The sequence below is a fragment of the Paenibacillus sp. JT22N12 genome (assembly GCF_056269365.1).
The window spans coordinates 550801-575501 of sequence record NZ_JBWDNU010000003.1 but is presented as its reverse complement, the minus strand read 5'-3'; the positions used below and the strand labels follow the sequence as shown (position 1 = coordinate 575501).

Below are 24701 nucleotides of genomic sequence, written 5' to 3'. Positions count from 1 at the left end.
TATCTTGGAAAATAGGAGGCTTATGATGAACAAGAAAACCTTACAGGTGGGACTGGTTGGCTTCGGCTATGCGGGCAGCACCTTTCACGCTCCTGTCATAACGAATGTCGCGAATATGAGCTTGGCCAAAGTGGTGCAGCGCAATGGGGCCTCTTCCAAGGAAAAATATCCTTGGGTGACCGTAGTGGGAAGCGTTCAGGAGTTATATGCAGATGATGATATCGATCTGGTGGTCATTACAACGCCGAGCACCAATCATTATGCACTGGCCAAAGAAGCGATTATGGCAGGCAAGCATGTCGTGGTCGAGAAGCCTTTTACAACAACGTCTTCCGAAGCGGATGAGCTGATTTCCCTGGCTCGGGAGAAGAATGTCGTGGTCAGCGTCTATCAGAACAGGCGCTGGGATGGCGATTTTATGACGCTCCGCCAGGTTCTGGACCAGTCGCTGCTGGGCCGAGTGATTGAAGCGGAATTCCGCTGGGATCGCTTCAGCCCGGTTGTAAATCCGGGGAGATGGCGGGATGGCGATGAGCAGGGGTCCGGTACCGTCTATGATCTGGGTGTTCATTTCATGGATCAGGCGCTTACTTTATTCGGGCTTCCGGCCACAATCACCGCGGACATCCGCATCCAACGTGAGGGCGGCATCGCCGATGATTACTTCGACATCGGACTGGGTTATGCGGATGGTCTGAAGGTGAGTCTCCGTTCCTCGCTGCTGATCAGAGAACCGGGTCCGCGTTACGTGGTTCACGGAACCGAGGGTTCATATGTCAAATATGGCGTCGATCCGCAGGAGAGAGCGCTGCGTGGCGGTCAGACGCCGGGATCGCCCGATTGGGGAGCCGAACCGGAGGAGCAATGGGGCAAGCTTCATGCTGTGATGGGTGCGCTGGAATTGCAAGGCCGGGTACGGACGCTGCCCGGAGCCTATCAGGACTTCTATCAGAATATCAGCGATCATCTGCTTGAAGGGGCGGAGCTTGCGGTCAAGCCCGAAGAAGCGGGAATGGCGATCCGCATGATTGAACTGGCTTATCAAAGCCATCGGGAAGGCCGGATGATCGAGGTCGGCAGCTGATCCAGCAGCCACCGTAATAACAAGCGGCCAGAGTCGTTCCTATTTCACTATTCTTTCATATCCAGCCCTTCTATTTTCAGCTATTTTTAAGGAAAATCGGTTATAATAGATCTAATTGTGTCTTTTAGGAGGGTGTCTGTGCAGAACAAATCAGAAATCAAGTTATCCAACAAAGCAAAAAGAGAGCAAGAGAAGAAAAAGAAACAAAGACGAATGCAAATTATCATGTGGACTACAGGTGTTGTCGTCATAGCATTGATTGCCGTTGCTATTATTTTTCAACCGAAAGCAAAACCGCTTGAAGTGGCTTACGATCAATTGCCGATACTCGGCAAAGCCGAGGCACCGGTCAAAATCGTCGAATTCGGCGATTATAAATGTCCTTCCTGCCAATATTTCTCGCAGAATATCATGCCGCTGCTAAAGACCGATTATATCGATACCGGTAAAGCCTCGCTTTATTTCATGAACGATACGATCATTTATCAGGATTCCACGACAGCGGCACTTGCTGCCCAAGCCGTTTTCCATCAGAGCAATGAAGAGTTCTGGAAATATTATGACGCTTTATTCAAGAATCAGAAGGCGGAAGAACAAAGTATATGGGCAACGCCGGACTTTCTGACGGATTTAGCCAAGTCGGCGGGTATTAAAGTCGATTATGACAAGCTCCGGCAGGATATTGACAATCAGACCTATATGGATGAAGTAACCGAGCATACAAGATTCGCCCAGAACGATGCTAAAGTTACTGCCACGCCTACGCTATTGATTAACGGGGTCAAGTTCGAGGACGTATTTAATTACGACGCACTCAAAAAAGCAATCGACAGCGCAATCGGTGAATCTTAATGCAGGCGAGGATACATGCGTTAAGTTTATACTTTGCTTGGGTCGTATCCCTGGTTGCTGTCGGCGGAAGCTTGTACTTCAGTGAAGTTATGGGATTTGAGCCGTGCAAACTGTGCTGGCTGCAGCGGATATGCATGTACCCGCTTGTTTACTTGCTGGGCAGGGCCAGTTATCTGAATGACCGGAAAATCATCGGTTATGCGCTGCCCTTGTCCATTCTGGGGGGCTGCATCTCGATCTACCATGTCCTGGAGCAGAAGGTTCCAGGCTTCGCCGATATTCTGCCTTGCAGCAGCGGCATTCCGTGCAACACTGATTATATCAATTGGCTGGGGTTCATCACGATTCCAATTCTGGCACTGACCGCATTTATTCTCATTACCGTGTTTTTGTTTATGGGAAGAAACAGGGGAGCCGGATTAGAAGAAACCGAATAATCAGCCGTTTTAGGCGAACAAGTAGAAGCTGCGCGAATGCGCAGCTTTTTTCTATGGTTAAAATAATGTTTCCCGAGAACAGGCATCCATCCCCGCAGCGGGACGAAGTCAGTTTTATCGGATGCGGTTGGACACGGTAGGCTGAGGGCCAAATAAGCGTTTCGCGGCATCAGAGAACATACAAAATGCGATTTTGGCGAGGCCGGGATCGCATTTTTTTGCATGACTGTAAACATATGCCGGATTGACCATCAGTCATCGCGGTTATAAATCAATACAAGGCAAGGCCAACGAGGAGGGATTCACCTTGCAAACGATCTGGAAGGGCGCAATCAGCTTCGGACTTGTGAATGTGCCGGTCAAAATGTTCACGGCTACCAAAGATAACGATATTCCGCTGCGGATGCTGCATAAAGATTATAATCTGCCGATCAAGTACCATCGCACCTGTCCCAAATGCAAGGAGGATGTGAGCTGGGATGATATTGTGAAGGGGTACGAATATGAACCCGGCCATTATGTCACGTTCGAGAAGGAAGAGCTGGAGAAGCTGGCTTCGGAGGCATCGAGAGAAATCCAGATTCTTGACTTTATTGATCTGGAGGAGATTGATCCGATTTATTTTCAGAAAACCTATTACCTTGCACCGGAGAAGACGGAAAAACATGCCTATTCCCTGCTCGTCGAAGCACTGAAAGCGACGAATAAAATCGGCATAGCCAATGTGACAATCCGCTCCAAGAGCAGTCTGGCCGCGATTCGTGTGATCGACGGCAATGTGCTCTCAATGGTTACAATGTTCTATGAAGAAGAGATCAGACCGGCAGCCGAGATCCCCGGTCTTCCCGAGAAGGTCAGCATTGACGACCGGGAGCTCGATATGGCCAAGATGCTGATCGGGCAGCTGAGCAGCAGCTTCAACCCCGGTCAGTATAAGGATGTGTTCCGCGGGCGTGTGATGGATGCGATTGAAGGCAAGCTGAAGGGCAAGGAAGTGAAGGTTGCGCCGGAAGAGAAGCCTGCCAATGTCATCGACCTGATGGAAGCGCTGAAGGCCAGCCTGCAGCAGCCCAAATCCGTCAAAGGGACCGATTCTGACGGGGAACAATCGAAGAATCAGGAATCTCCCGCTCCCAAGAGAAAATCAAACCGGGGCAGGGCGGCATCCAGAACAGCCATAACGAAAACCGGGCAACGGAATGCGGGCAAGAATGGGAAGGCCGGGTCGGTTGGCAAAGAAGCAGGCAAACGAACATCAGGAGCGAAGAGCAGCCGCAAATCAGCAACCGATAACCGAGCCGTTCCGGAGTCTTCGAAGTCCAAGACGGATAACGCTAAGTCTTCCAAAACGACGCGAGCCCGAAAGAAAGGGAGCAGGAACGTACGCAAGGCGGACTGATTCGTCTTGCCGGGCTTCTATTGCATCGAACGAAAGGGAACCAGCTATAAGCATAACTGCTGCGTGTGATTCCAAATTATTTATTTCTGCAACCTTCCTGCCCGCCGAATCGTTCTTATAGATAAGCAGCTTGAATTACAGGGAGGTATCTGGTGAATGAAAGAACATTTGTTTAGCAGACGCATAGAATGTCCAAGACATGTATATAGAATGAAGGATCAGGTAAAACGAAACAGGTTCGCAAATTGTCTTCAAAGGAGTGTTACATATGCGTAAGATTATGCTGATTGCCGTCGTTGCTTTTCTGATGCTGACGCAGATAAGCTTCGCTGGTGACAATGATTATCACGCTGTGCCGACAAACCCGGATACCCACGCAGCCTTTATCAACCAAATCTATCAGGCTAACGGCAAAACATACGTCACCGCCGACTACATTCAATGGTTCGAAGGCGATGAAGCCAATAAAGTATTCCTTGAGCACAACAAGGACTCCGGTCTGGACGGAGCTCCCGACGGTTATTATATCCTGAATGAGAACGACAAATTGCGTACATTCGAAGTTTCGGGCGATGCCATCGTGCTGATGCAGATCTATAACCGCACCGGTGATGTGAATGAGATGGATATTAACTGGAACGAAAAGATCGATGTCAACAAGCTGCGGGCAATCTTTGCGGACAACGATACGTTCGACGTCGGCGGCTATCCGTTCCATTTGACGATGGAGAATAACAAAATTGTGAAAATCGTTCAGCAGTATATCCCATAAATATTGTCGAAATTGGATAGAATATCTCATAACGGACCCTTGCTCCGACAGCAGGGTCTTTTTTTGTACGGGCCGCAAGTTTAAGAATCTATACAGATTTTGATTAATACCTATACCGAATTTGATTTGTTCCCCACCTGATACTTGCGTATAATGATGTAGGGATGAGCTTGTGAACGTTGAAAAACCGGGAAAGAAGCAAGTCTAAACCATTTATCTAACATAATCGGAGGTAGGCGGTAATGAGGACGGACCATGAAATCAATCAGTCACCATGGAAGTTTTATTACGGACCCAATTTGGGTTATATCCAGGAAATGTACGAACAATATCTGATTAACCCGAATGATGTCGATTCATCTTACAGGGAGCTGTTCGAGCTTTGGGGACCTCCTTCACCGGCTGCAGCTGCTCCTGCGGCACAGGAACAGTCTGTCAAGAACGGGGCTGCAGCAGCTCAAACCATAACTTCAGCAGATCCCGCGTTTTTGAAGAAAGTGGTCGACGCCGGGAAACTGTTTCGAAATATTCGCACGTATGGACATCTGGCGGCGCATAATGATCCGCTGGGTCTGACGAATGGCACAGATACGAGTTTATTGAAGCCCGAGACCTACCGTTTGACCAAGGAGGATCTGGCGGCGATTCCCGCCTCGCTTATTTGGGAAGAAGCGCCGGAATCGATTCAAAACGGCTGGGACGCTCTGCAGAAGCTGCAGGAGACCTACACGCAGTCGTTCGGTTTTGAATTCGGACATATTCATGAGGAGAACGAGCGCATTTGGCTTAACCGCCAGGCGGAAACAGGAATGGCGGGCAAGCCGATTACTGCGACTGAGCGGACGGAGCTGCTGAACCGGCTGATTGAAGTCGAGCAGTTCGAAACCTTCCTGCAGCGCGCATTTGTTGGACAGAAACGGTTCTCCATTGAAGGCAATGATATGCTTGTTCCCATGCTGGACGAAATCGTGCGTGAGCTGGCTCATGACGGTGCCCGGCATATTTTGATGGGGATGGCCCACCGTGGGCGGCTGAATGTTCTGACTCATGTGCTCGGCAAGCCGTACGGCAAGATTTTTTCCGAGTTTCATCATGCGCCCAACAAGGACCTCATTCCATCCGAAGGCTCGATCGGCATCAGCTTCGGCTGGACAGGAGACGTGAAATACCATCTTGGCGCCCACCGTTCGGTTAAGGCGGGAGAGACGGTAGAAACGCGCATCTCGCTGGCGAACAATCCAAGTCATCTTGAATATGTGAACCCCGTTGTCGAAGGCTTTACCCGTGCTGCGCAGGACGACAGGTCGAAGCCGGGTTATCCGGTGCCTGATTTCGGAGCTGCAGCCGCTGTCCTGATTCATGGCGATGCCGCTTTTGCCGGAGAAGGAATCGTGGCTGAAACGTTGAACTTCAAGAAGCTGCCGGGGTACGAGAACGGCGGTACGATTCATATTATTGTGAACAACCGGATCGGCTTTACAACCGAGAGCAGCGACTCGCGCTCGACGCATTACGCGAGCGACCTGGCCAAGGGTTATGAAATTCCGATTGTCCATGTCAGCGCAGATGATCCTGAGGCCTGCATCGCAGCCGTCCGTATGGCTTGCGAGTACCGCCACAAGTTCCACAAGGATTTCCTGATCGATATGATCGGATACCGCAGATACGGCCATAACGAAACGGATGATCCGGAAACGACTCAACCTCTGCTTTATCAGAAGCAGCGTAATCATCCCCGTGTCGTATCGATTTATGAGAATGTGCTCAAAGGAAAAGGCCTTGTCACAGACGAGAAGCTGGAACAGACCAAGCAGGAAGGTCTGAACCGCCTGCAGGCGGCCCTGGATGAAGTGAAGGAAAACGATAAACAAGGCAAGACGGGAAGACTGGATGCAAGCGCCAGACTGCGCAGCAAAGAAATCAAGACGGCTGTGCCGCTTGACAAGCTCCGCTCGATCAATGCGAACCTGTTGAAGTGGCCGGAAGGCTTCACGGTTTACAACAAGCTGGAGCGTATTCTGATGCGCCGCGCCGACGCGCTTGAAGAAGGCGGTAAAGTGGATTGGGGACAAGCCGAGACGCTGGCTTTTGCCACAATTTTGGCTGACGGCAAGCCGATTCGCCTCAGCGGACAGGATTCCGAGCGCGCCACCTTTGCCCACCGCAATCTGGTACTACATGATCCGCAAACAGGTGCGACCCACTGCCCGCTGCATACACTGCCCGAAGCGAATGCTTCCTTCGCCGTGTATAACAGCCCGCTTTCCGAAGCATCGGTACTCGGCTTTGATTATGGATACAATGTCCATTCGCCTGAAACGCTTGTGATATGGGAAGCCCAGTATGGCGACTTTGCCAATGCGGCCCAGGTCATTATCGACCAGTTCCTCTCAGCAGGGCGGGTAAAATGGTCGCAGAATTCAAGCCTTGTCATGCTGCTGCCTCACGGTTATGAAGGACAAGGGCCTGAGCATTCAAGCGCAAGGCTGGAGCGTTTCCTGTCCCTTGCGGCTGAAGACAACTGGACCGTCGCCAACCTGACATCAGCAGCGCAATATTTTCATTTATTGCGTCGTCAGGCAGCGATCACCAATACCGAGGAAGCAAGGCCATTGATCATTATGGCGCCTAAGAGCCTGATCCGTAATTCTCTGGTGGCTTCCGATCCGAAAGCGCTGAGCGAAGGCGCCTTCCAACCTGTTCTGGAGCAGCCTGAGCTTGGCGGCAGCCCCAAGAAGGTGGAACGCCTCATTCTCTGCAGCGGTAAAATTTCGATTGATTTGGCAACGGCACTGGAGGCAGGCAAGGACGATGAGTCCGCCGAGCCTAAGGATTGGAGCTGGCTCCATATCGCACGCGTAGAGCAGCTGTATCCATTCCCCAAAGGGGATGTCGAACGTATTATCGCGCGTTTCCCGAACCTGAAGGAAATTATGTGGGTTCAGGAAGAACCGCAAAATATGGGAGCCTGGAATTACATCGAGCCGCGTATCCGTGCACGGGCGCCGCGCAAATCGGTTGTCCGCTTCATCGGCCTGCCGAAACGCTCCAGTCCCGCAAGCGGATTTCAATATATTCATAACATGGAACAACAGCGCATCATTTCGGTTGCTTTGAACCGGGGCACATTAACAGTTAACGCGAAGGAGGATAACGGCGATGAGTGATATTAAAATTCCCGAAATGGGCGAGTCAATCGTAGAAGGTACGATATCCAAGTGGCATGTTAAAGAAGGGGACCAGGTAGGTCAGGGAGATGTGCTGGCTGAACTGGAAACGGACAAGGTTAACATGGAAATCAGCGCCGAGCAAAGCGGCGTAGTGGAGAAGCTTCTCCGCCAGGAAGGCGAAACGGTCAGCGTTGGCGAAACGATCGGCGTTATCGGAGCTGGAGCAGGCGGTGCCGCTTCTGCCGGCGATAGCGGCAAGACGGAAAGTGCAGCGCCCGCTGCGCCAGAGGCCAAACCGGAGCCTGCTCCGGCAGCGGCTGCGCCAAAGGCGGAAGCGCCCGCGAACGATTCCAATAAGGAATCGGCTGGAGACAACTCGTCCTACAATGCTTCGCCAGCGGTCAGGAAGCTGGCACGCGAGCGCGGAATTGATCTGGGCCGCATCACGCCAAGCGATCCGCTGGGACGCATTCGCGAAGAGGATGTCAAAGCATATGCTGACGGCGGACAAAAGCCTGCAGCAGCAAGCAGCGCTCCTGCGGCAGCCCAGCCGGCAGCGGCAGCGGCTCCTGCAAGCGAGCCGGGCAAACCGGTAGAGCGCCGCAAAATGTCGCGCCGCCGGGTAACGATTGCCAACCGGCTGGTAGAAGCACAGCGTACAGCAGCTATGCTGACGACCTTTAACGAAGTAGATATGACTGCCATTCTGGATATCCGCAAAAGACGGAAAGAGGATTTTCAGAAGAAGCATGATGTGGGCCTCGGCTTTATGTCCTTCTTCACCAAGGCTGTTGTCGGCGCATTGAAGGCTTTCCCGCTGCTGAATGCCGAAATTCAAGGCGACGAGATTGTCGTTAAGAACTACTATGATATCGGGATTGCCGTATCGGCCAAGGAAGGTCTCGTTGTTCCTGTTGTGCGTCAGGCGGATACGCTGAGCTTTGCTCAAATCGAGAAACAAATCGGAAGCCTGGCTGAGAAAGCCCGCTCCAACAGCCTCGCGCTGAATGATCTGCAGGGCGGAACCTTCACCATCACCAATGGCGGTGTGTTCGGTTCCCTGCTCTCGACACCGATCCTGAATGCGCCTCAGGTTGGTATTCTGGGCATGCACAAAATCCAGCTTCGTCCAATCGCGCTCGACGAAGAACGTACAGTCAATCGCCCTATGATGTATGTTGCGCTCTCCTACGACCATCGTATCGTGGACGGTTCGGAAGCGGTGCGCTTCCTGGTGACGCTCAAGCAGCTGCTTGAGGATCCGGAATCCCTTCTGTTGGAAGGCTAATATCCGTTGCTTCAGCCCAAATAAGCCGATATCCGGACCGCCGGTGTCGGCTTGTTTGACTATGTAAGGTTTATTATCATAAATTATCAAGATCGGCAAGGAGTATTGGGGGGATGGATATGAACGTACGCAAATTGAGACTGAACGATTCTGAGAATATCCATTCCAATGAAGATCGGGATGAGTATGAGAAGGATTACGCCAGGCTGATCCAGTCGCCTGCTTTTCGAAGATTGCAGGGAAAATCGCAGGTATTCGGTGCAGGATCGGGAGATTATTACCGTACTCGCCTGACGCATTCGCTGGAGGTATCACAAATAGCCCGTGAAGTGGCAAGGCGGCTGGGAAAAAGCTATTCCTGGATCGCCAAGAGGGAGCATCCGGGGTTAATGCTGGATCCCGAGGTGGTGGAATGCGCAGCGCTGGCGCATGATCTGGGGCATCCACCATTCGGTCATAAGGGAGAAGAAGTGCTGAATTTGCTTCTTACAAAGGAATGCGGCTTAAGCTATGAAGGAAATGCGCAGAATTTCCGGATTTTGATGTTTCTGGAGAAGCGTGCGGGAAGCGAGAGCGGCCTGGATCTGACGGCGGCTGTACTGCTGGCTACCAATAAATATCCGTTCAGTCTCGATGATCCCGGGCGGCTCAAAGGCGTTTACAGTATGGAATGGGAAGGGATTCGTTATCTCAGGCAGATGTGGGGAATGCCCGAAGGAGAAGCGACTCTGGAAGCGCAGCTGATGGATTTATGCGATGATATTGCCTATTCCACCCATGATATCGAGGATGGCATCCGTGCAGGGAAAATCCAGATGAACCGCCACTTGTTCGAGGACGATTGGCTGATCGAGCATGTCATCGCAGAGATCGTGGACGATCCCGGGAACGGGGTTATGAGCTGGGAACAGGTCGATATGAAAAAGATGGTGAAGCAGGTGCTCAGCCAATATGTCCAGCAGTGGGAGACGATATATATTGAATGCAACCGCGAGCCTTCCCGTACAAGACGGGAGATGAAAGCCCGCTGGGTGAGGAGGTTTGCCAATCAGGTCGGGATTATCGACGATCCTGCCACAGGCTGGAAACGCGTTACGTTTGTACGCGAGGGCGAGAAGGATTTGGAGCTGTTGCGCACAATGGAAATACTCAAGAAACTGGCCTGGGTTACCTTGATCAAGGATTTTCGTGTCCAGCGTCTCCATAAACGAAGTGAGATCATGATTAAACGCTTATGGGACAGCTTCAAAATCGAGGAAACCGGGCGGCTCATCATGCCCCCGGATTGGCTGGAAAGCTATCAGCAGCAGAAAGGGAAATGGTCATGGGAGCGAATGGTCGCCGACTATATTTCCGGAATGACCGATGCCTACGCCGAGAAGGTCTATGCCGAGTTTTTTGCCAGCCGCTCCGGATCGATTTATGAAATGGATTAATTGGACCTCAATTTGAAGCGAGGAGCTGCTGCATTACGATGCATGGAGGCAAAAGGAATCTGCAGAAGCGGTACATGTGGATTTCTCAGGAGATTACGCTGCGGTGGAAGAAAGCTGTGAGCTCGCCCGAACCCAATATTGGCGGGCTTTAACGGATTATGTGCAGGTTGCCCAGGAATGTCCGCTCCCGGATTATTCGCCGGGCAATCGAAGGCAGAGCCTCGTCATGCGATTATAAATGATCCCTCGAAGCTGGATTCCGCGGATTGCTGGAAAGCGAATGTGCTTGGTCAGGAAATTCCAGGCGGGCAAATGGTTGTTTACGAATATGGTAATCCGCCCGCTGGCGACCAAATAAACTGGCAGCTGTCATTCTCTGGCAAAGATGAGCGCAAATAGACCCTGTTATCACTGGTATAATTATACTTAATGAGAACCGCCCTAATTTCATGAGAAAAGCTTAATCGCCCAAACCCCCATTTTTCCGTTACACTGTGCGAAAGGTAAATGGAAGGGGTGGTTTATGACCATGGATATGAAACGTTGTTTATTTTGCGATCAAATTGTTCATGTGCAGTTCATCGGCGAATATGAACGCTTTGCCAACTGCTCATGCGCACCAGGCGATTCCTATAGCCTTTCTAAAGACAGCTACGAGCAATTTCATGCGCTGTCCTATGCGGTCAAGCGCCAGATGTTCCCGATTATGTCCGCTTACATACGGGAAACCACAGATGTGGGCGAGGCGGTTGCCTTGTCTTTTGAGGATTTGGAAAAAATCGAACAATCACCGCTGATCCCGGTAACGATAGAAGATAAGGCAGATCGCCTGCTGCAGTACCTGTACAGGCATTCCGAAAGCCCTCTGCAGCCGGTTGTCATCCACCGGCTGTCGGACAGCTACAATTTAACGTATTCGCTCAATTTGCAGGAGCTCGTGTACATCATCGAAAGATTGAAGGATGAGCTGCTGATTGAGCGGATCGGGACGACCTTCAAGCTGACAGCGGAAGGGTGGAGCAAGGCGGAAGCATTATCGGGCGGGAAACGATTAAAGTCCTGTCTCGTATACCTGGATCATGATACTGTGAACCGGGCGGATTGGGCGGAACAGGTATTTCCCCGGATTGAAGAATGCGGGTATTCGCCGCTGCTTGGCGACGATGCCCAGGATAGCGAATCCTCCGATTATCATGTCAGGAACATTACGGAGAGCAAGCTGGTTGTGGCCGATCTGACGGGCCAGTCGCCAGAGGTGTATTTCGCAGCCGGATTGGCGCTGGGCTTGCAAATCCCGGTAATTTGGACCGTACAGAGCAGGGATGCTGTGAACCTGCCGGCAGGGATGTTCAATCATTTTCAGCCTTTCGTCTGGGATAACACCGAGGAGCTGGCCGATATGATGCGGCAGCGGTTGAACGAGTAGTTGTTTAATCCCATTAAATATATTCGGGTTTGGATCACCTCCGTTTAAGGTAAAGGAATATATACCCTAAAAGAGGTGAGAGGCAATGGAAAACGCAGAAGCAGACAAAAAAGCGATTGAAGAACAGAAGCTCAAGCATAACAATCAGCCGGGCCGGGATAATCCGGAGCAGTTCCCAACGGAGAAGAAAAGCTTGTTTGACCGTTTTCAGAGCGAGCGCAATGTGGATCCGATTCCCCTCGAAGACCTGAATATCGAGCAGCAGGATGAGAAGGACAAGGACAAAACCAAAAACAGCTCATCCAGTCAACGTAAATATAAGAGCGGTTTTTAATGGCGTTCCGTTAAAAAGAAGTTGCGGCTGTCAATATGAACGTGTACAATGTAGAAAGCTAATTGAATACGAACGACCTGGAGGAGCCTGTCACTTACGGCTCTTTCTGTGTTTTGTGGATGAGAGCCTGTATCTTGCAGGCTCTCTTTTTGTCGTTCTCGTCCTAATCCTGGATTTGTAAAACCGGATTTGATGGTTAGACTAGCTTTGAGAGGTGTGATTCGAGAATGGAGTTTATTTTGTACTTGGCGTTGATTATTTTATCGACTAAAGTGGCAGGAGATCTGTCGGTCCGGCTGGGTCAACCTGCTGTATTGGGCAAGCTCCTTGCGGGCATTGTGCTGGGGCCGGCGGTCCTCGGGTGGGTGCATGCAGATGAATTTATTTCTCATTTTTCTGAAATCGGCGTGCTGCTGCTGATGTTTATCGCAGGGCTTGAGACCGATCTGGATCAATTGAAGAAGAACTGGAAGGCATCGTTTGCTGTCGCAGTTGGAGGCATTATTTTACCGTTTATCGGGGGATATGGCATTGCAGCCGCCATGGGATTGTCGAATACCCATTCGCTGTTTCTGGGTATGCTGCTTTGCGCGACTTCTGTCAGCATTTCCGTCCAGACCTTGAAGGAAATGAATCAGTTGAACTCAAGAGAAGGAACTACGATTCTGGGAGCTGCCGTTGTCGATGATGTGATTGTCGTTGTTCTGCTTGCGGTCATGATGAGCGTGCTCGGAACTGCCGATGATAGCTCCCTTGCCTTTATGTTCACCAAAAAGCTCCTGTTTTTTGTGATCGTCATATTTGCGGGATGGTTTATCGTTCCTCTGTTGATGCGTTTCCTGGCTCCTTTTCGAGTCAGCGAGGCTGTGATGAGCGCTGCCCTTGTGATCTGCTTCGGCTTTTCCTATTTTGCCGAGCTGATGGGGATTGCAGGAATCATCGGTGCTTTTGCAGCCGGAATTGCCGTTTCGCAAACCAAATTCAGGCATGCTGTGGAAGCAAAGGTCGAACCGATTGCCTATACGTTGTTTGTCCCCGTATTCTTCGTTAGTATTGGCTTGAATATTACCTTTGCGGGTCTTGGCGGCCAAATTATATTTATCCTTGTTGTTACAGTTGTAGCCGCCTTGACGAAGCTGGGGGGTGGGGGATTGGGTGCACGTATTACAGGGTTTAACATGCGCTCCTCGCTTGCGATAGGCACGGGAATGATTTCGAGGGGAGAGGTGGCATTAATCATAGCTGCTGCCGGCCTGGAATCCGGTCTGCTGCTGCCGGAGTATTTTACTTCCGTCGTAATGGTGGTGATTTTAACGACGCTGCTTACGCCGCCGCTGCTCAAGCTGATGTTCCCGGCAGGTGAGAGAGCGCCTAATCTTTGACCCTGGCAGCAGAGCTGGCTTTGTCGTGAATTGCGGCTTATAATAGTGACATGGATTGTCATGATTATATGAATGATGGAGCTGGAGCAGATAACCATGTCCAAATCGAAACGGCTAATGGAGTTAATGATGACCGTCAACCGGAAGCGGAAGTTTACGGTCAAGGAGCTCGCTCAAGAGTTTGAGGTGTCCACAAGGACCATATTGAGAGACTTGCAGGAATTGAGCGAGCTTGGAGTTCCGTTGTATTCCGAGGTGGGACCTCACGGTGGATACCAGGTATTGAAGGAAAGAATTTTGCCTCCGATCGCGTTTACCGAAGAGGAGGCTGTAGCTATCTTTTTTGCCAGTCACGCCCTGCGTCACTATTTATACACGCCATTCGAGACGGAATCCTCTTCCGCTCTGAACAAGTTTTATTTGTATATGTCCGGGGATGTGAGGGATCGTATAGACCAGATGAAGAACCGGATCGATTTTGTTACCCCGACGAGGCGGCTGGAGTCCCCGCATTTGTTGACTTTGCTGGATGGAGCCATCCGGCAGAAAGTCCTTCGCATCGAGTATGATTCGCGGGAAGGGGAGTCATGCCGCGCAATCCAGCCGGTAGGCGTATATGCCAGCAATGGCTTCTGGTACTGCCCGGCTTATTGTTTCCTTCGCGGCGAAATCCGGTTATTCCGATGCGACCGGATTCATTCCGCCGACTATGATCCCACCGTGGTTAATCCGCTTGATCTGCGGCATGTCCATCTTGGTAATTGGATGTCGTACATTCAGCAGGAACCGATGCCGACCCGTCTTCATGTGGAGCTGAACAAGGAGGGGGTTCAGAGATGCGAAACGGAATTAGGCAGGCATATCGAGCTGCATATCCGTGAGGATGGAACGGGATGGCTGGACGACCCTATTTCCAAGAATGACCTTTCTTTTTTTGCAAGGTTCTTTATCGGTCTGGGAACTGCGGCCACGGTCGAGAATCCGCCCGAGCTGATTGATGTCATGAAAGAGCAGCTCTCCGAAATTATGGCGAAATACAGATAGCGCTGCATGCCCAATATACTGTAAATCACCTTCAAGGCCTCTTGTAAATCAAGGGGTCTTGTTTGTTTTTCTCAGGCATGAGGGAATTGGATATACATAAATAAATTGTCCATAAAATGGTGTAAATTTGCGTTTTTCACTTGAAAATCCTTGAATTTCAGTGAATTTGGCAGCGCATGGCAGTGAAAAGTATGGTTCTGGCAGTGGATCCCGGGCTACGATGATCCTGCAAAAATCAATACCCATCATATGAACGGGAGGAATTTTATCATGACACAGTCCATTCTTCACACAGGCAAGATTTTGCGGCAGCTGGTTATCGGGCAGGTCCAGGGAATCCCCGAGGAGCTGTTCGATGTCCAACCGGAAGGGTTCAACAACACCATCAGATGGAATGCCGGACATATCGTATATTGGATGGACACCTATTCTACGCTTGGTCTTGGGGCTGCATCGCAAATTCCGGAAAGCATCAAAATTCTCTTTAATTCCGGAACCAAACCTTCGGATTGGACCTTGTCGCCGCCATCCAAAGAGGAGCTGGTTGACCACTTGTCCGTTCAGCTTCACAGAATATCCGAGATATCTCCAGGTGAACTGGACGAGCTGCTGAAGCCGCCTTTCGAAATGGGGCCGTTCCGGTTTGAAACCGCCGGCGAGCTTTATAATTTTGCATTCTTCCATGAAGCGATCCATCTTGGGACTATTTCCAGCCAATTAAAAGTCATTCAACATATGCAGTCATAACAAGAGCATATGTTCACTGAGTAATGAATTGAGACGGGCATAAGATTACTTCACTTGTCTGGTGATTTAATCTTGTGCCCCAAATATAATCAAGAGATCTTTGTTGCAATAACGTCACAGATATGAATGTCAGATCCGAAAATGTGAAAACAGAAATTGCGCTTCCCATCCATACATGTTATCATTTGTTTGATCGTTCATTCAAATTCATCACATGTAACGAAGGAGAGTGCTATGTCAGAGCCAGATAAGCGAGAAAAAATAATAGTCGCTGCCTACAAGGTGTTATCGGAGAATGGTTACGACCGGGCATCCACCAAAGAAATTTCGCGCTGCGCCGGTGTTGCCCAAGGGCTGATCAATTACTATTTTCCCAGCAAGGATCTGCTATTTGAGGAAGTGTTCCGCCGCGAAACCATGAAATACTGTGATTCCTTCAATCAATTGGCGAGATTATCCGATCAGCCGTTAACTATAGATGCCCTGATGAAAATTCTGAAGGAAGTCAAAAAGAACGCGAAGAAAGATCCGAATTGGTATCGTCTTCGCTACGAGCTGTATGCGATCGGTCTTCGTGAGGGCAATACATCGGCAATTTTAAAGGAAATGCTTCAGACAAAGCGGATGTTGATCGGCTCCATAGTCGGGACGTTCACCCATCTATCCCAGGAAGACGCATCGGCAGTGGCATCGATTATGTATTCCGTTTTTGACGGATTGGGCATGCAAAGAATTGTGGACCCCGATTTTGACTATGACCGGGCATTCGATACGCTGACCGTTATGTTGGGCAAGTATTTCGAAGACAGCTTCATGAAATAAGACTGATGCTAGTCTCCTAGGCATGTCCGTATAGGCTTAACCGGAAATGATAAGAATATGGACATGCCGCAATGATCAATATGGATTAGCTAGCAGTTAATGTGATTAAGTATTTAAAACAAAGAAGCGTCATGAGGAGGATTTCCTGAATATGTCCGAAGAAACAGCAGCCATTACCCCCGTGAAGTCTGTTCGTGAGCTGGTAGGACCGTTGATAGCGATAATTATTGGCATTTTTATGGTTATTTTGGACAGTACTGCGGTTAATGTGGCCATTCCCGTACTGGTGGAGGATTTCCACAGTTCATTGGCAGTCATCCAGTGGACCGTAACGGGCTATGCCCTCGCGCAGGCAGCTGTAATTCCATTGTCCGGCTGGATGATGGATCGTTTTGGAGCGAAGCTTATCTTTATGATTTCCCTCATTTTGTTCACACTCGGCTCCGTGCTGTGCGCATTCGCTACGACTTCGGATCAACTGGTTTTCTTCCGGATTCTGCAAGGCCTGGGTGGCGGCATGGTCACACCGATCGCATTTGCAATGACCTACAAGCTCAGTCCTCCCGAGAAAGTAGGAGCCATTATGGGGATGATGGGGATTCCGATTCTGCTTGCACCTGCACTGGGTCCCATCCTGTCCGGTTACCTCGTCGATTATGTAAAATGGGAATGGATATTCCTGATTAACGTACCTGTCGGAATTGTTGGATTGATCCTGACGATGATCCTGCTGCCGAAGTTCCCGAAGCAATCCTCAAGCTCGCTGGATATGCTGGGGATTATTTTTGGGCCACTGGCCTTCGTAGGTCTTTCCTACGGATTGAGCGAAGGAGGCAACAGCTGGACGTCTGCCAAAACCATTATCGGTTTAGCGGTAGGGGTCGTTTCCCTTCTGCTGTTCATCTACATTGAATTGACCAGAAAAAAAGAACCTCTGCTGGAGCTCAGAGTTTTCCGCTCATCCTTATTCACCCGTGGAATCCTGGTTCAATGGGTGCTGCAGTTCGTCATGTTTGGAATGATTTTCACCGTGCCTTACTTTATGCAGCTGTTAATGGGGATGAGTGCCTTCCATGCGGGCATATGGACGCTTCCTCAGGCAATCGCAGCCGGTATATTCATGCCGATCGGAGGGCGGTTATATGACCGCATCGGAGCGCGTCCGCTCGTTATTATCGGGTTAGCTTTTGTCACCTTGGGCGCATATCTGGTGTCCAATATCGATCCGACCGAGAGCGCCTGGTCATTCCTGATTCCCCGCGCGTTAATTGGAATGGGGATGGGGCTGTCGTTTCTTGCACTTAACACGCATCTGATCCAATCCGCGCCGCAAAAGCTGGTCAGCCGGGTTACTTCCCTGACCAGCGCAGCCCAGCAAGTAGTGACATCCTTCTCCGTCGCAGGTCTTACGACAATTATTGTAAGCCGTACGACTCATTATGTTGCTGCAGGAGAAAAGCAAATGCCGGATGCCACGACACATGCTTTTCATTACACCTATCTGATTCTGGCTGGGCTTGCATTAGTCGGCCTGCTGCTGGCTACTACGCTCAAACGTCCGAAAGTGGAAGGTGCCGGAACAACGGCTCCAATGATGGAAATGGGTTAACCCGCAGAAACAACTTATTAAATAATAGCAGCAGACCAGGAATTTTTACCGTCCTGATCTGCTGCTATTTTTGTTTTCCCAACTACAGCCGTCTATGTTTGGCACTCTCCCCGCCCGCACATATTTGGCAGCCAGACACGATGTGAGCGGAATGGAGGTGTAGGTCATCATGCGGGGAGGATGCGAAGCTTTAGAAGACATTATCGCGGGCCTTCAAGCGGTCAGTCTGGAAAATGAATGGTTGAAAGCCGTCGTCCTTGTCGGCAAGGGTACGGATATCTGGGGTCTCATTTATAAGCCGCTGAATATCATCCTGCTGATGAGAACCGGATCCGGATTGGAGTTGCTGCGCGGAGAGATCTGAGTAATGGCAGGCTCGCTCATTATGCGGATCCTTATCTGGGAGGTTGGCAGGACATCATTTACGAATCGGGACCGTTACGGCAGTGGGGAGGTCGGTCCGGAATAGTCCGGAAGCGTGATCGTGAAATGGTGGCAGCGGCAGTCCATCTCCGGACATTCCTTTCATGTCTGTGGATGCCGCTGCTTATGAAATACCCCTGAAGCCGTCAGTACCCCGAGTATCACCAAAACTGCTCCAGATATTTGGATAACGGATACAGAAATGCCAGCAGCAAACGAAACAATCATGGTTACGACAGGGACGAGATTGAAAAATAGAGATGTTTGGCTTGCCCCGATTTTCTTCATCCCTTTGTTCCACCACAGATAGCCCAATACGCTGGTGAAAAAGGCCATAAATAAGATTGCTCCCCAAGCCCCGAGCGGAATGTCAGGCAGCGTTACAGGGCCAGTCGTGAACAGAGAAGCCGCGATTAAACATACAGCGCCAATGATCATCGTATACGTGGTTGTGGATAAGGGACTTCCATCCTGAATTTGTCGACGTCCAAATACGCCGTAAAAGGTCCAGCACAAGTTTCCGCCAAAAATGATTACATCTCCGATTGAAAACGACAACGTCTTGATCGTATCGGCAGATCCGTTCACAACGACTAACAATACACCAATAAATGCCAGGTATATACCGGCCGCCTGTTTTTTGGTAATCCTGTCTTTTAAAATAATCCGGGCTAAAATAGTGGTCAGTAAAGGATTCAGCGCCATAATTAGCGCACCATTGACAGAGGATGTATACTGGAGCCCTACAAAAAATAAAGTGCTGAATCCAAAAATTCCAACAACCCCAAGCACGATATACCAGAAGGCATTGCGCTTTATCTGACGTTTATCAATACCTTCCGTAACGAATAAAATAATCAGCAAGGCCGCAGCGGCAAACCCAAAGCGCCATGCGGCGGCAGAGAATGGAGAAAAATAACCTACCGTATATTTCGCAAGATTAAAAGAGGGTCCCGTGAAGACCGCAAAACCGGCTAACATCAAGTATATTTTTATTTGTTTCATTCCAGAGGCAGCTCGTCCAAAAAATTCTTTACGGCCTGATAAAAACCGTTGACGTCATCAGAGTGGACACCATGACCGCATTCCTCAAAAACCTCCAGTCTGGTATGAGGTCTTCGTGACACCATGCGCTCCGCTTCTTCCAGTCGGAGAGCCCAGCTTTTTTTACCATGAACGAGCAAAATAGGACAAGTGGAAGCCAGCCAATCCTCCCACCAGATTCCATTCATGCTTTGGGTCGAAATGGCCATCCCCTTAATATCAAAGCGGAATCCCCAGCCTGATTCATCCTCAAACGCACTCTCGGAAAAGTAATCGACTGCCTTGAATCCTGTACGGACAAGTGCTTCTCTCAGCTGCTGCAGCGAAGCGGAACGCTCCGGGAGCTTGACTACAAAAGATATATCATGGTTTAATTCGACGCCGATGTCCTCTACAACAACTGCATGGACCAGTTCAGGATACAGGGCAGCAAACTGATAAGCGTTAACTCCGCCCAGCGAATGACCGAGCAGGGTTACAGGCGTTCCGCCCAATTCCTGGCGAATCAGGTTATAGATATCCGCTGCATAGCTTTCTCTTGTGTAATCTTTGTCAGCGGGATGCTCGCTCCAGCCATGGCCGCGCTGGTCCAGGGCGACTACCCGCCAATCGTCGAATCTGAATGCCAGTGTGGAAAATTCTCTGGCATTTCCCATATGTCCATGCAGCATCAGCAGTATTTTTTGACCCTCTCCACCAAAATCAAGATAGGAAAGCTTCATACCACCTGATTTGAAATATTTTCTAATGCCGATTGTTTGATGTGAAATCATCATGAATGTCTCCTTTTATGTTTTTGACCGCCAGCCCGCGTATGCCGGGCTTGATTCCAATTGTAGCTCGCAATAGTGACAAGTCTTGTCATTAATATAAAAAATGACCGCTAACCGGAATTGGCGATTCAAGGTCAAGGAGGTTTTTCTGGCTTCCGGATTGTCCGAAGCGGAGAAGCCGCCGATGTATTGAAGAGGTTTATTCCATCTTTCACGCTGCCGGAAGCATGGAGGTGACTTCAGCTGAGGGCATGGCGCTATTTTGTTTTTACGCCGGGCGCTTTGCTGCTTGATTGCTGCCGTTCCGGCGATTATTTGGATTCCGGGAAGCCTTGGCCGGCTAACGCTCCTGCTCCCGGCCGTAATTTTGTTGACGGAGCAAATGGCTTACAGACAGATGGGTTGGTCGGTCGCTAACGGGCATATTGCGGTTCGATATGGAGGTTTCTCGCTCCATCAGGCGCTTATACCGAAACGCCGCATTCAATGGATCCAAATGTCACAGAAGCCGTTTCAGGAACAAAGAAAGCTTGCGAATATGAAAATCGCTCTTGCTGCGGGAAGAAGAGGAGCTGCCAAGTTTACTTTACGCTACGCGCCAGAGTCAGACATCCAACAATTGGCAGATTGGATTTCGATCAGCAGGAAGGATAGCAAGAAGTAGATTCATAAACGCTGAAACAGAAATTCGAGCAAAAAGCTTGCGTCCTGTGGAGGAGGCAAGCTTTTTTTTTAATACCGAATTCCTGCATTTGGCTGAACGTGACAAACCAGATTGATTTGACATACAAGTCATGGATACCGCTATCGCCCGGTGTGTCACAGGCCAAGATCGGAGAGACCGGGATGCCCTTCAGGCCGGCGGCCGGGAGGCCAGTGAAATTTTCGTTCAGACTCTTGAATGGGCAAGTCATTGATCGACGCAAATCTTCGCTTCATCAGACCGTGAGCATCGAACTCCCAATTCTCGTTCCCATAGGAGCGGAACCATTGTCCGCTGTCGTCATGCCATTCGTACGCGAATCTGACCGCGATTCGATCATCGGTGAATGCCCAAAGCTCTTTGATCAGCCGGTATTCCAGCTCCCTGGCCCACTTTTGTGAGAGAAACGCGACGATCTCGGCCCGGCCGACAGGAAACTGGGCACGATTCCGCCAGCGGCTATCTTCCGAATAAGCCATTGACACACGCTCCGGATCCCGGCTATTCCAGCCATCTTCAGCCAAGCGAACTTTAGCCATCGCGGTTTCCCGCGTGAATGGCGGTACAAGAGCAGCCATATAATCACTCCTTAAATAATATGATTGTCCTAGTATAGACCGATCGGTTTATAAAAAGCAACTGTTTTCATTTTCTGCCATTGGATATGGCGGAAGATCCGTTGGGGGATAGGCGAAAGGAACCCTTGCATCTCTAAACCGATCAGTCTATACTGGAACAATTCGAATAAAGAGGGGAATAATCTATGACTCGTACCGTTTTCGAGAAGACCGATGTGGTTCCGCTTATTGCCGAGGTTTTTCGGGAGCTCGGATACGAAGGCGCATCCATGAGCAAAATCACGGCAAGAACCGGACTTTCGAAAGGAAGCCTGTATTACTTCTTTCCGGGGGGGAAGGAGGAAATGGCGGCCGAGATTCTTGCGCATGTTGATGCATGGTTCGTAAGCAAGGTGTTTGAGCCTCTCGAACAACATGATCCTCACCAGGCTATTCCAGAAATGTGGCTGGAGGTCGAAGCATATTTTAATTCTGGAAAGCGGATTTGTCTGGTGGGCGCTTTTGCCCTCGACGAGACCAGAGACCGCTTCGCCGCGGTCATTAGTCAATATTTCAAAAGATGGATCGACGCCTTGTGTGCAGCTCTAGTACGGGCGGGAACCACGTGCGAAACCGCCGCGATTGTATCGGAGGAGGCGGTTGGCGGAATCCAGGGAGGTTTAATTCTTGCCAGAGCGCTCAAGGATGACCTGATCTTCGGACGTACTGTCGCCGGCCTCGCCGAGCGGGTTTCGAAGTGCATTCCCGGCGGCGCTCATTAGCATTTTCTTTGAGCAGGCGGCTTTTCTGTCTTTTAGTGACGGAAGTTTTTTGAATATACGGGAAATGGATGCGAGAACCGGAAGAGAGGAGCGGGAATCACGCCGCAGCCTGAGAGTCCCGCTCCTTCCAACACTGTCGCTGTACCTTGCCATGTTACAAACCGCTTACCGCGGAATCGAAATCGTACCCCGTGTGTATTTCCACTTCAACGTATCCATCAACAAGAGCGCAGCGAAGTAAAGAAGCAGAGAAGCGGCAATTGAGCCTATTACGCTCCATAACAGCGGCAGCTCCTGGTGGGTCAGATAGTCGAAGGTCCAGCGCCCGCATAACGCCATCAGCACCATGGAGAGGCCAGCCTTGATATAGGGCTGGATGCTCCAATAAAATCCGATCGAGCTTGAAATTGATAAGAAGTTCAGCAGCGTTTGCATGATGATGCCGATGCCGATGCCGTAAGTGACGCCGATGATGCCGAATTGGCTGCCGAATACGAAAATGGAGACTGCCTTGAATACGGTGGCTACGACGAAATTCCACAGTGTTGCATTCGCACGGCCGAGTCCGAGCAGGATTGCATGCAGCGGTGCGTCGAAATAATGCAGGAAAAACATCGGCGCCAGAATTTTCAGCAGCAATCCCGCTTCCGGCGCATTATAGACGAGCGTCGTGAGCGGAGTTGCCCATTCAAACAGAATAACGGTCGCCGGCGCACCGATCAGAAGTCCCAGGCCCAGCGCCTGATTCATCCGTTCATGAATAAGCAGACCGTTCTTATTCGCGGCTGCCTCGCCAATGGCCGGTACGAGCGCGGTGGACAGGGATTGCGTAATAAAGCTCGGCATGAACAGAAGCGGAAAGGCATATCCGGCCAGCATGCCGAATTGCTTGGTGGCGAGCACCGTGCCAATACCGGCCATCGCCAGGCTTGTTGTAATGAGCAGCGGCTGGAATGCGCCGAATAGCGATTGAATAACGCCATGTCCTGTCGTTGGCAGGCCGATCTTCAGCAGCTCGGAAAGTGTGCTTCTACCTTGCTTCAGGTGGCTTCCCCAGGTCTCGCCCCTAGCCTTCGATTCACCGTATAGCTTGTAGCTGGTCATCAGGAATAAGAGGCTGATCGCTTCGCTGACGACAGAGGCGGCCATTGCGCCCGCAGCCGCATACGCAATGCCATAGGGCAGCAGCAGATGCACCATGGCCAGTACACAGGCGATCTGAACCGTATGCTCCAGCACATCGGAAGCGGCGATGGTCTTCATCTCCTGCATGCCGCGGAAGTATCCCTTCAGCACCGCGGAGACGGCGACAATCGGCGCGATCGGCGTGATCGCAAGCATCGCGTAATAGGCGCGCTGGTCGCTCAGCAGGATGGATGCGATCCACTCGGAGCCCAGAAACGAGATGGTCGTAAGCGCCACGCTCAAGACGCCGGTGACAGCGAGCGAGACATGCAGGATGCGTCTTACTTTCACACGCTCATTGCGGGCGCTGGCCTCCGCGACCAGCTTTGAGATCGCCACCGGCAAGCCGAGCTCCGTAATGGTTATGACGAGCGGCACGAGAGGATGTGCCATCATCAAGAGACCGATTCCCTCCGCGCCCAATACGCGAGCGACATACATGCCGCTGATAAAGCCGAGAATACGGTTGATAAAAGCAGCAACAGATAACACCAGCGTACCTCTCATGAATGTTTGCCCCGGTTGTGCCATAGCTTGGTTCCTCCTGATTATCGAATACTTAAATGTATTCATCATTCGGGAAAGCATGCGAACGAGCTGGTGGCGGACAGGCTTTATTGCCTGGATACCGGTTATCCATAATAACCGACTACGGTGCGGCTGCACAAGAAAATCATCAGCATGGCGCGCTTCCAGAGGCGGAACGACCGAATCAATCTGAAATATGTTTATGCGAAAAAAAGGATTGACATTGGTCCCGAAAATGAATAAGATAAGTTCACAAAGTGAATGAATGAATTATTCACTCAAATTAAAGTGAAGGGGAGGAAGGCGCATGACCATCGATTCGGAACATATTCGCGACGAACGCAGGGAGCAGATTAAGAAGGCGGCACTGAAGGTATTTGCCCAGCACGGCTTGATCGGTACAAAAATGAGCATGATTGCCAAGGAAGCCAAAATCAGCGACGGGCTGTCCTACCGGTATTTCAAATCCAAGGATGAGATTCTGGCCGAGCTCGTCGAATCTGCGGTGGAAGGCGCCAAGGAAGCGTTCGCGCTTGTCGGAACGATGCCGGGTACGCCTACGGACAAGATCCGTATGATGGCCCAGGAAATTCTGCAGGAAGACAACCATGCCTTCATCCTGATGCAGCAGGTGATGACAGCCCGCGATGTACCGGACGAAGTGGCGAAGCTGATGTCAGATTACGATCCTCTTGCGATGATAGTCGCGTTGGCACCCATCATCAAGTCAGGGCAGGAGAACGGGGAGTTCATCGACGGTGACCCGGGCGAGCTGAGTATGTGGTATTTGAGCACGCTATCCGGGTTGATGAATATACGTTCCGATAACCTGGAAGGCTATCGGCGTCCCACGCCTGATTTCATGATCCGGCTGCTCCTCAAGTAAGCTTAACATCGAAGAAAG

24 protein-coding genes are annotated in these 24701 nt (G+C 50.5%); 20 read left to right on the top strand and 4 right to left on the bottom strand.

The features are described from left to right. Positions 1-22 precede the first annotated feature (22 nt). From AC0YOA_RS13895 to AC0YOA_RS13815, 17 genes are all read left to right on the top strand, one after another. On the top strand, positions 23-1084 hold the full coding sequence (locus AC0YOA_RS13895) for an oxidoreductase (RefSeq protein WP_475787083.1): 1062 nt from the start codon (positions 23-25) through the stop codon (positions 1082-1084). 138 nt (positions 1085-1222) lie between these two features. Further along, positions 1223-1936 (top strand): DsbA family protein, encoded by a 714-nt coding sequence (locus tag AC0YOA_RS13890; protein ID WP_475787082.1) that lies wholly within the window; start codon positions 1223-1225, stop codon positions 1934-1936. After that, positions 1936-2373 (top strand): disulfide oxidoreductase, encoded by a 438-nt coding sequence (locus tag AC0YOA_RS13885; RefSeq protein ID WP_475787081.1) that lies wholly within the window; start codon positions 1936-1938, stop codon positions 2371-2373. Before AC0YOA_RS13890 ends, AC0YOA_RS13885 begins: the two co-directional genes overlap by 1 nt. Positions 2374-2680: 307 nt before the next feature. Continuing rightward, entirely contained in the window at positions 2681-3772 is a 1092-nt protein-coding gene (ku, locus tag AC0YOA_RS13880) for a non-homologous end joining protein Ku (protein WP_475787080.1), read from the top strand. Between the two features lie 268 nt (positions 3773-4040). Then, entirely contained in the window at positions 4041-4544 is a 504-nt protein-coding gene (locus AC0YOA_RS13875; protein WP_475787079.1) for a hypothetical protein, read from the top strand. Between the two features lie 242 nt (positions 4545-4786). After that, complete coding sequence (locus AC0YOA_RS13870) at positions 4787-7711, top strand: 2-oxoglutarate dehydrogenase E1 component (RefSeq protein ID WP_475787078.1); 2925 nt, start codon at positions 4787-4789, stop codon at positions 7709-7711. After that, a complete protein-coding gene (odhB, locus tag AC0YOA_RS13865; RefSeq protein ID WP_475787077.1) occupies positions 7704-9002 on the top strand; it encodes a 2-oxoglutarate dehydrogenase complex dihydrolipoyllysine-residue succinyltransferase in 1299 nt (432 codons plus the stop codon). The genes AC0YOA_RS13870 and odhB overlap by 8 nt, the downstream gene beginning before the upstream one ends. 119 nt (positions 9003-9121) lie before the next feature. Further along, positions 9122-10438, top strand: a complete 1317-nt coding sequence (locus tag AC0YOA_RS13860) for a deoxyguanosinetriphosphate triphosphohydrolase family protein (protein ID WP_475787076.1) — start codon at positions 9122-9124, stop codon at positions 10436-10438. 177 nt (positions 10439-10615) lie between these two features. Next, positions 10616-10837 carry a hypothetical protein gene (locus tag AC0YOA_RS13855; RefSeq protein ID WP_475787075.1) on the top strand — a complete coding sequence of 74 codons (222 nt, stop codon included), beginning with the start codon at positions 10616-10618 and terminating at the stop codon, positions 10835-10837. A 130-nt stretch (positions 10838-10967) separates the two neighbouring features. Next, entirely contained in the window at positions 10968-11864 is an 897-nt protein-coding gene (locus AC0YOA_RS13850; RefSeq protein WP_475787074.1) for a hypothetical protein, read from the top strand. Between the two features lie 85 nt (positions 11865-11949). Further along, positions 11950-12198 (top strand): hypothetical protein, encoded by a 249-nt coding sequence (locus AC0YOA_RS13845; protein WP_475787073.1) that lies wholly within the window; start codon positions 11950-11952, stop codon positions 12196-12198. Positions 12199-12425: 227 nt separating this feature from the next. Continuing rightward, the gene (locus AC0YOA_RS13840; protein ID WP_475787072.1) at positions 12426-13580 is read left to right on the top strand and encodes a cation:proton antiporter; all 1155 of its coding nucleotides are present in this window, start codon (positions 12426-12428) and stop codon (positions 13578-13580) included. Positions 13581-13676: 96 nt separating this feature from the next. Further along, complete coding sequence (locus tag AC0YOA_RS13835) at positions 13677-14624, top strand: helix-turn-helix transcriptional regulator (protein WP_475787071.1); 948 nt, start codon at positions 13677-13679, stop codon at positions 14622-14624. A gap of 270 nt (positions 14625-14894) precedes the next feature. Continuing rightward, positions 14895-15371 (top strand): DinB family protein, encoded by a 477-nt coding sequence (locus tag AC0YOA_RS13830; RefSeq protein WP_475770472.1) that lies wholly within the window; start codon positions 14895-14897, stop codon positions 15369-15371. Between the two features lie 234 nt (positions 15372-15605). Continuing rightward, complete coding sequence (locus tag AC0YOA_RS13825; RefSeq protein WP_475787070.1) at positions 15606-16193, top strand: TetR/AcrR family transcriptional regulator; 588 nt, start codon at positions 15606-15608, stop codon at positions 16191-16193. A gap of 151 nt (positions 16194-16344) precedes the next feature. Next, positions 16345-17802, top strand: coding sequence for a DHA2 family efflux MFS transporter permease subunit (locus tag AC0YOA_RS13820; RefSeq protein WP_475787069.1), 1458 nt, complete (start codon positions 16345-16347; stop codon positions 17800-17802). 169 nt (positions 17803-17971) lie between these two features. Then, a complete protein-coding gene (locus AC0YOA_RS13815; protein ID WP_475787068.1) occupies positions 17972-18166 on the top strand; it encodes a hypothetical protein in 195 nt (64 codons plus the stop codon). A 161-nt stretch (positions 18167-18327) separates the two neighbouring features. On the opposite strand, the gene AC0YOA_RS13810 is transcribed toward AC0YOA_RS13815, so the two are convergent. Both AC0YOA_RS13810 and AC0YOA_RS13805 read right to left on the bottom strand, forming a co-directional pair. Beyond that, positions 18328-19230, bottom strand: a complete 903-nt coding sequence (locus AC0YOA_RS13810) for a DMT family transporter (protein ID WP_475787067.1) — start codon at positions 19228-19230, stop codon at positions 18328-18330. Beyond that, positions 19227-20042 carry an alpha/beta fold hydrolase gene (locus AC0YOA_RS13805; RefSeq protein WP_475787388.1) on the bottom strand — a complete coding sequence of 272 codons (816 nt, stop codon included), beginning with the start codon at positions 20040-20042 and terminating at the stop codon, positions 19227-19229. The genes AC0YOA_RS13810 and AC0YOA_RS13805 overlap by 4 nt, the downstream gene beginning before the upstream one ends. Positions 20043-20331: 289 nt before the next feature. Here AC0YOA_RS13805 and AC0YOA_RS13800 point away from each other — a divergent pair, with 289 nt between their 5' ends. Beyond that, positions 20332-20706 (top strand): PH domain-containing protein, encoded by a 375-nt coding sequence (locus AC0YOA_RS13800; RefSeq protein ID WP_475787066.1) that lies wholly within the window; start codon positions 20332-20334, stop codon positions 20704-20706. Between the two features lie 155 nt (positions 20707-20861). On the opposite strand, the gene AC0YOA_RS13795 is transcribed toward AC0YOA_RS13800, so the two are convergent. Next, positions 20862-21323 carry a nuclear transport factor 2 family protein gene (locus AC0YOA_RS13795; RefSeq protein ID WP_475787065.1) on the bottom strand — a complete coding sequence of 154 codons (462 nt, stop codon included), beginning with the start codon at positions 21321-21323 and terminating at the stop codon, positions 20862-20864. 185 nt (positions 21324-21508) lie between these two features. Between AC0YOA_RS13795 and AC0YOA_RS13790 the strand changes: the two genes are divergently transcribed. Further along, entirely contained in the window at positions 21509-22084 is a 576-nt protein-coding gene (locus AC0YOA_RS13790) for a TetR/AcrR family transcriptional regulator (RefSeq protein WP_475787064.1), read from the top strand. 165 nt (positions 22085-22249) lie between these two features. Here the strand turns inward: AC0YOA_RS13790 and spoVB are convergent, their stop codons facing one another. Further along, entirely contained in the window at positions 22250-23800 is a 1551-nt protein-coding gene (gene spoVB / locus AC0YOA_RS13785) for a stage V sporulation protein B (RefSeq protein ID WP_475787063.1), read from the bottom strand. 304 nt (positions 23801-24104) lie between these two features. Here spoVB and AC0YOA_RS13780 point away from each other — a divergent pair, with 304 nt between their 5' ends. Continuing rightward, complete coding sequence (locus tag AC0YOA_RS13780) at positions 24105-24683, top strand: TetR/AcrR family transcriptional regulator (RefSeq protein ID WP_210040808.1); 579 nt, start codon at positions 24105-24107, stop codon at positions 24681-24683. The last annotated feature ends 18 nt before the right edge of the window (positions 24684-24701 follow it).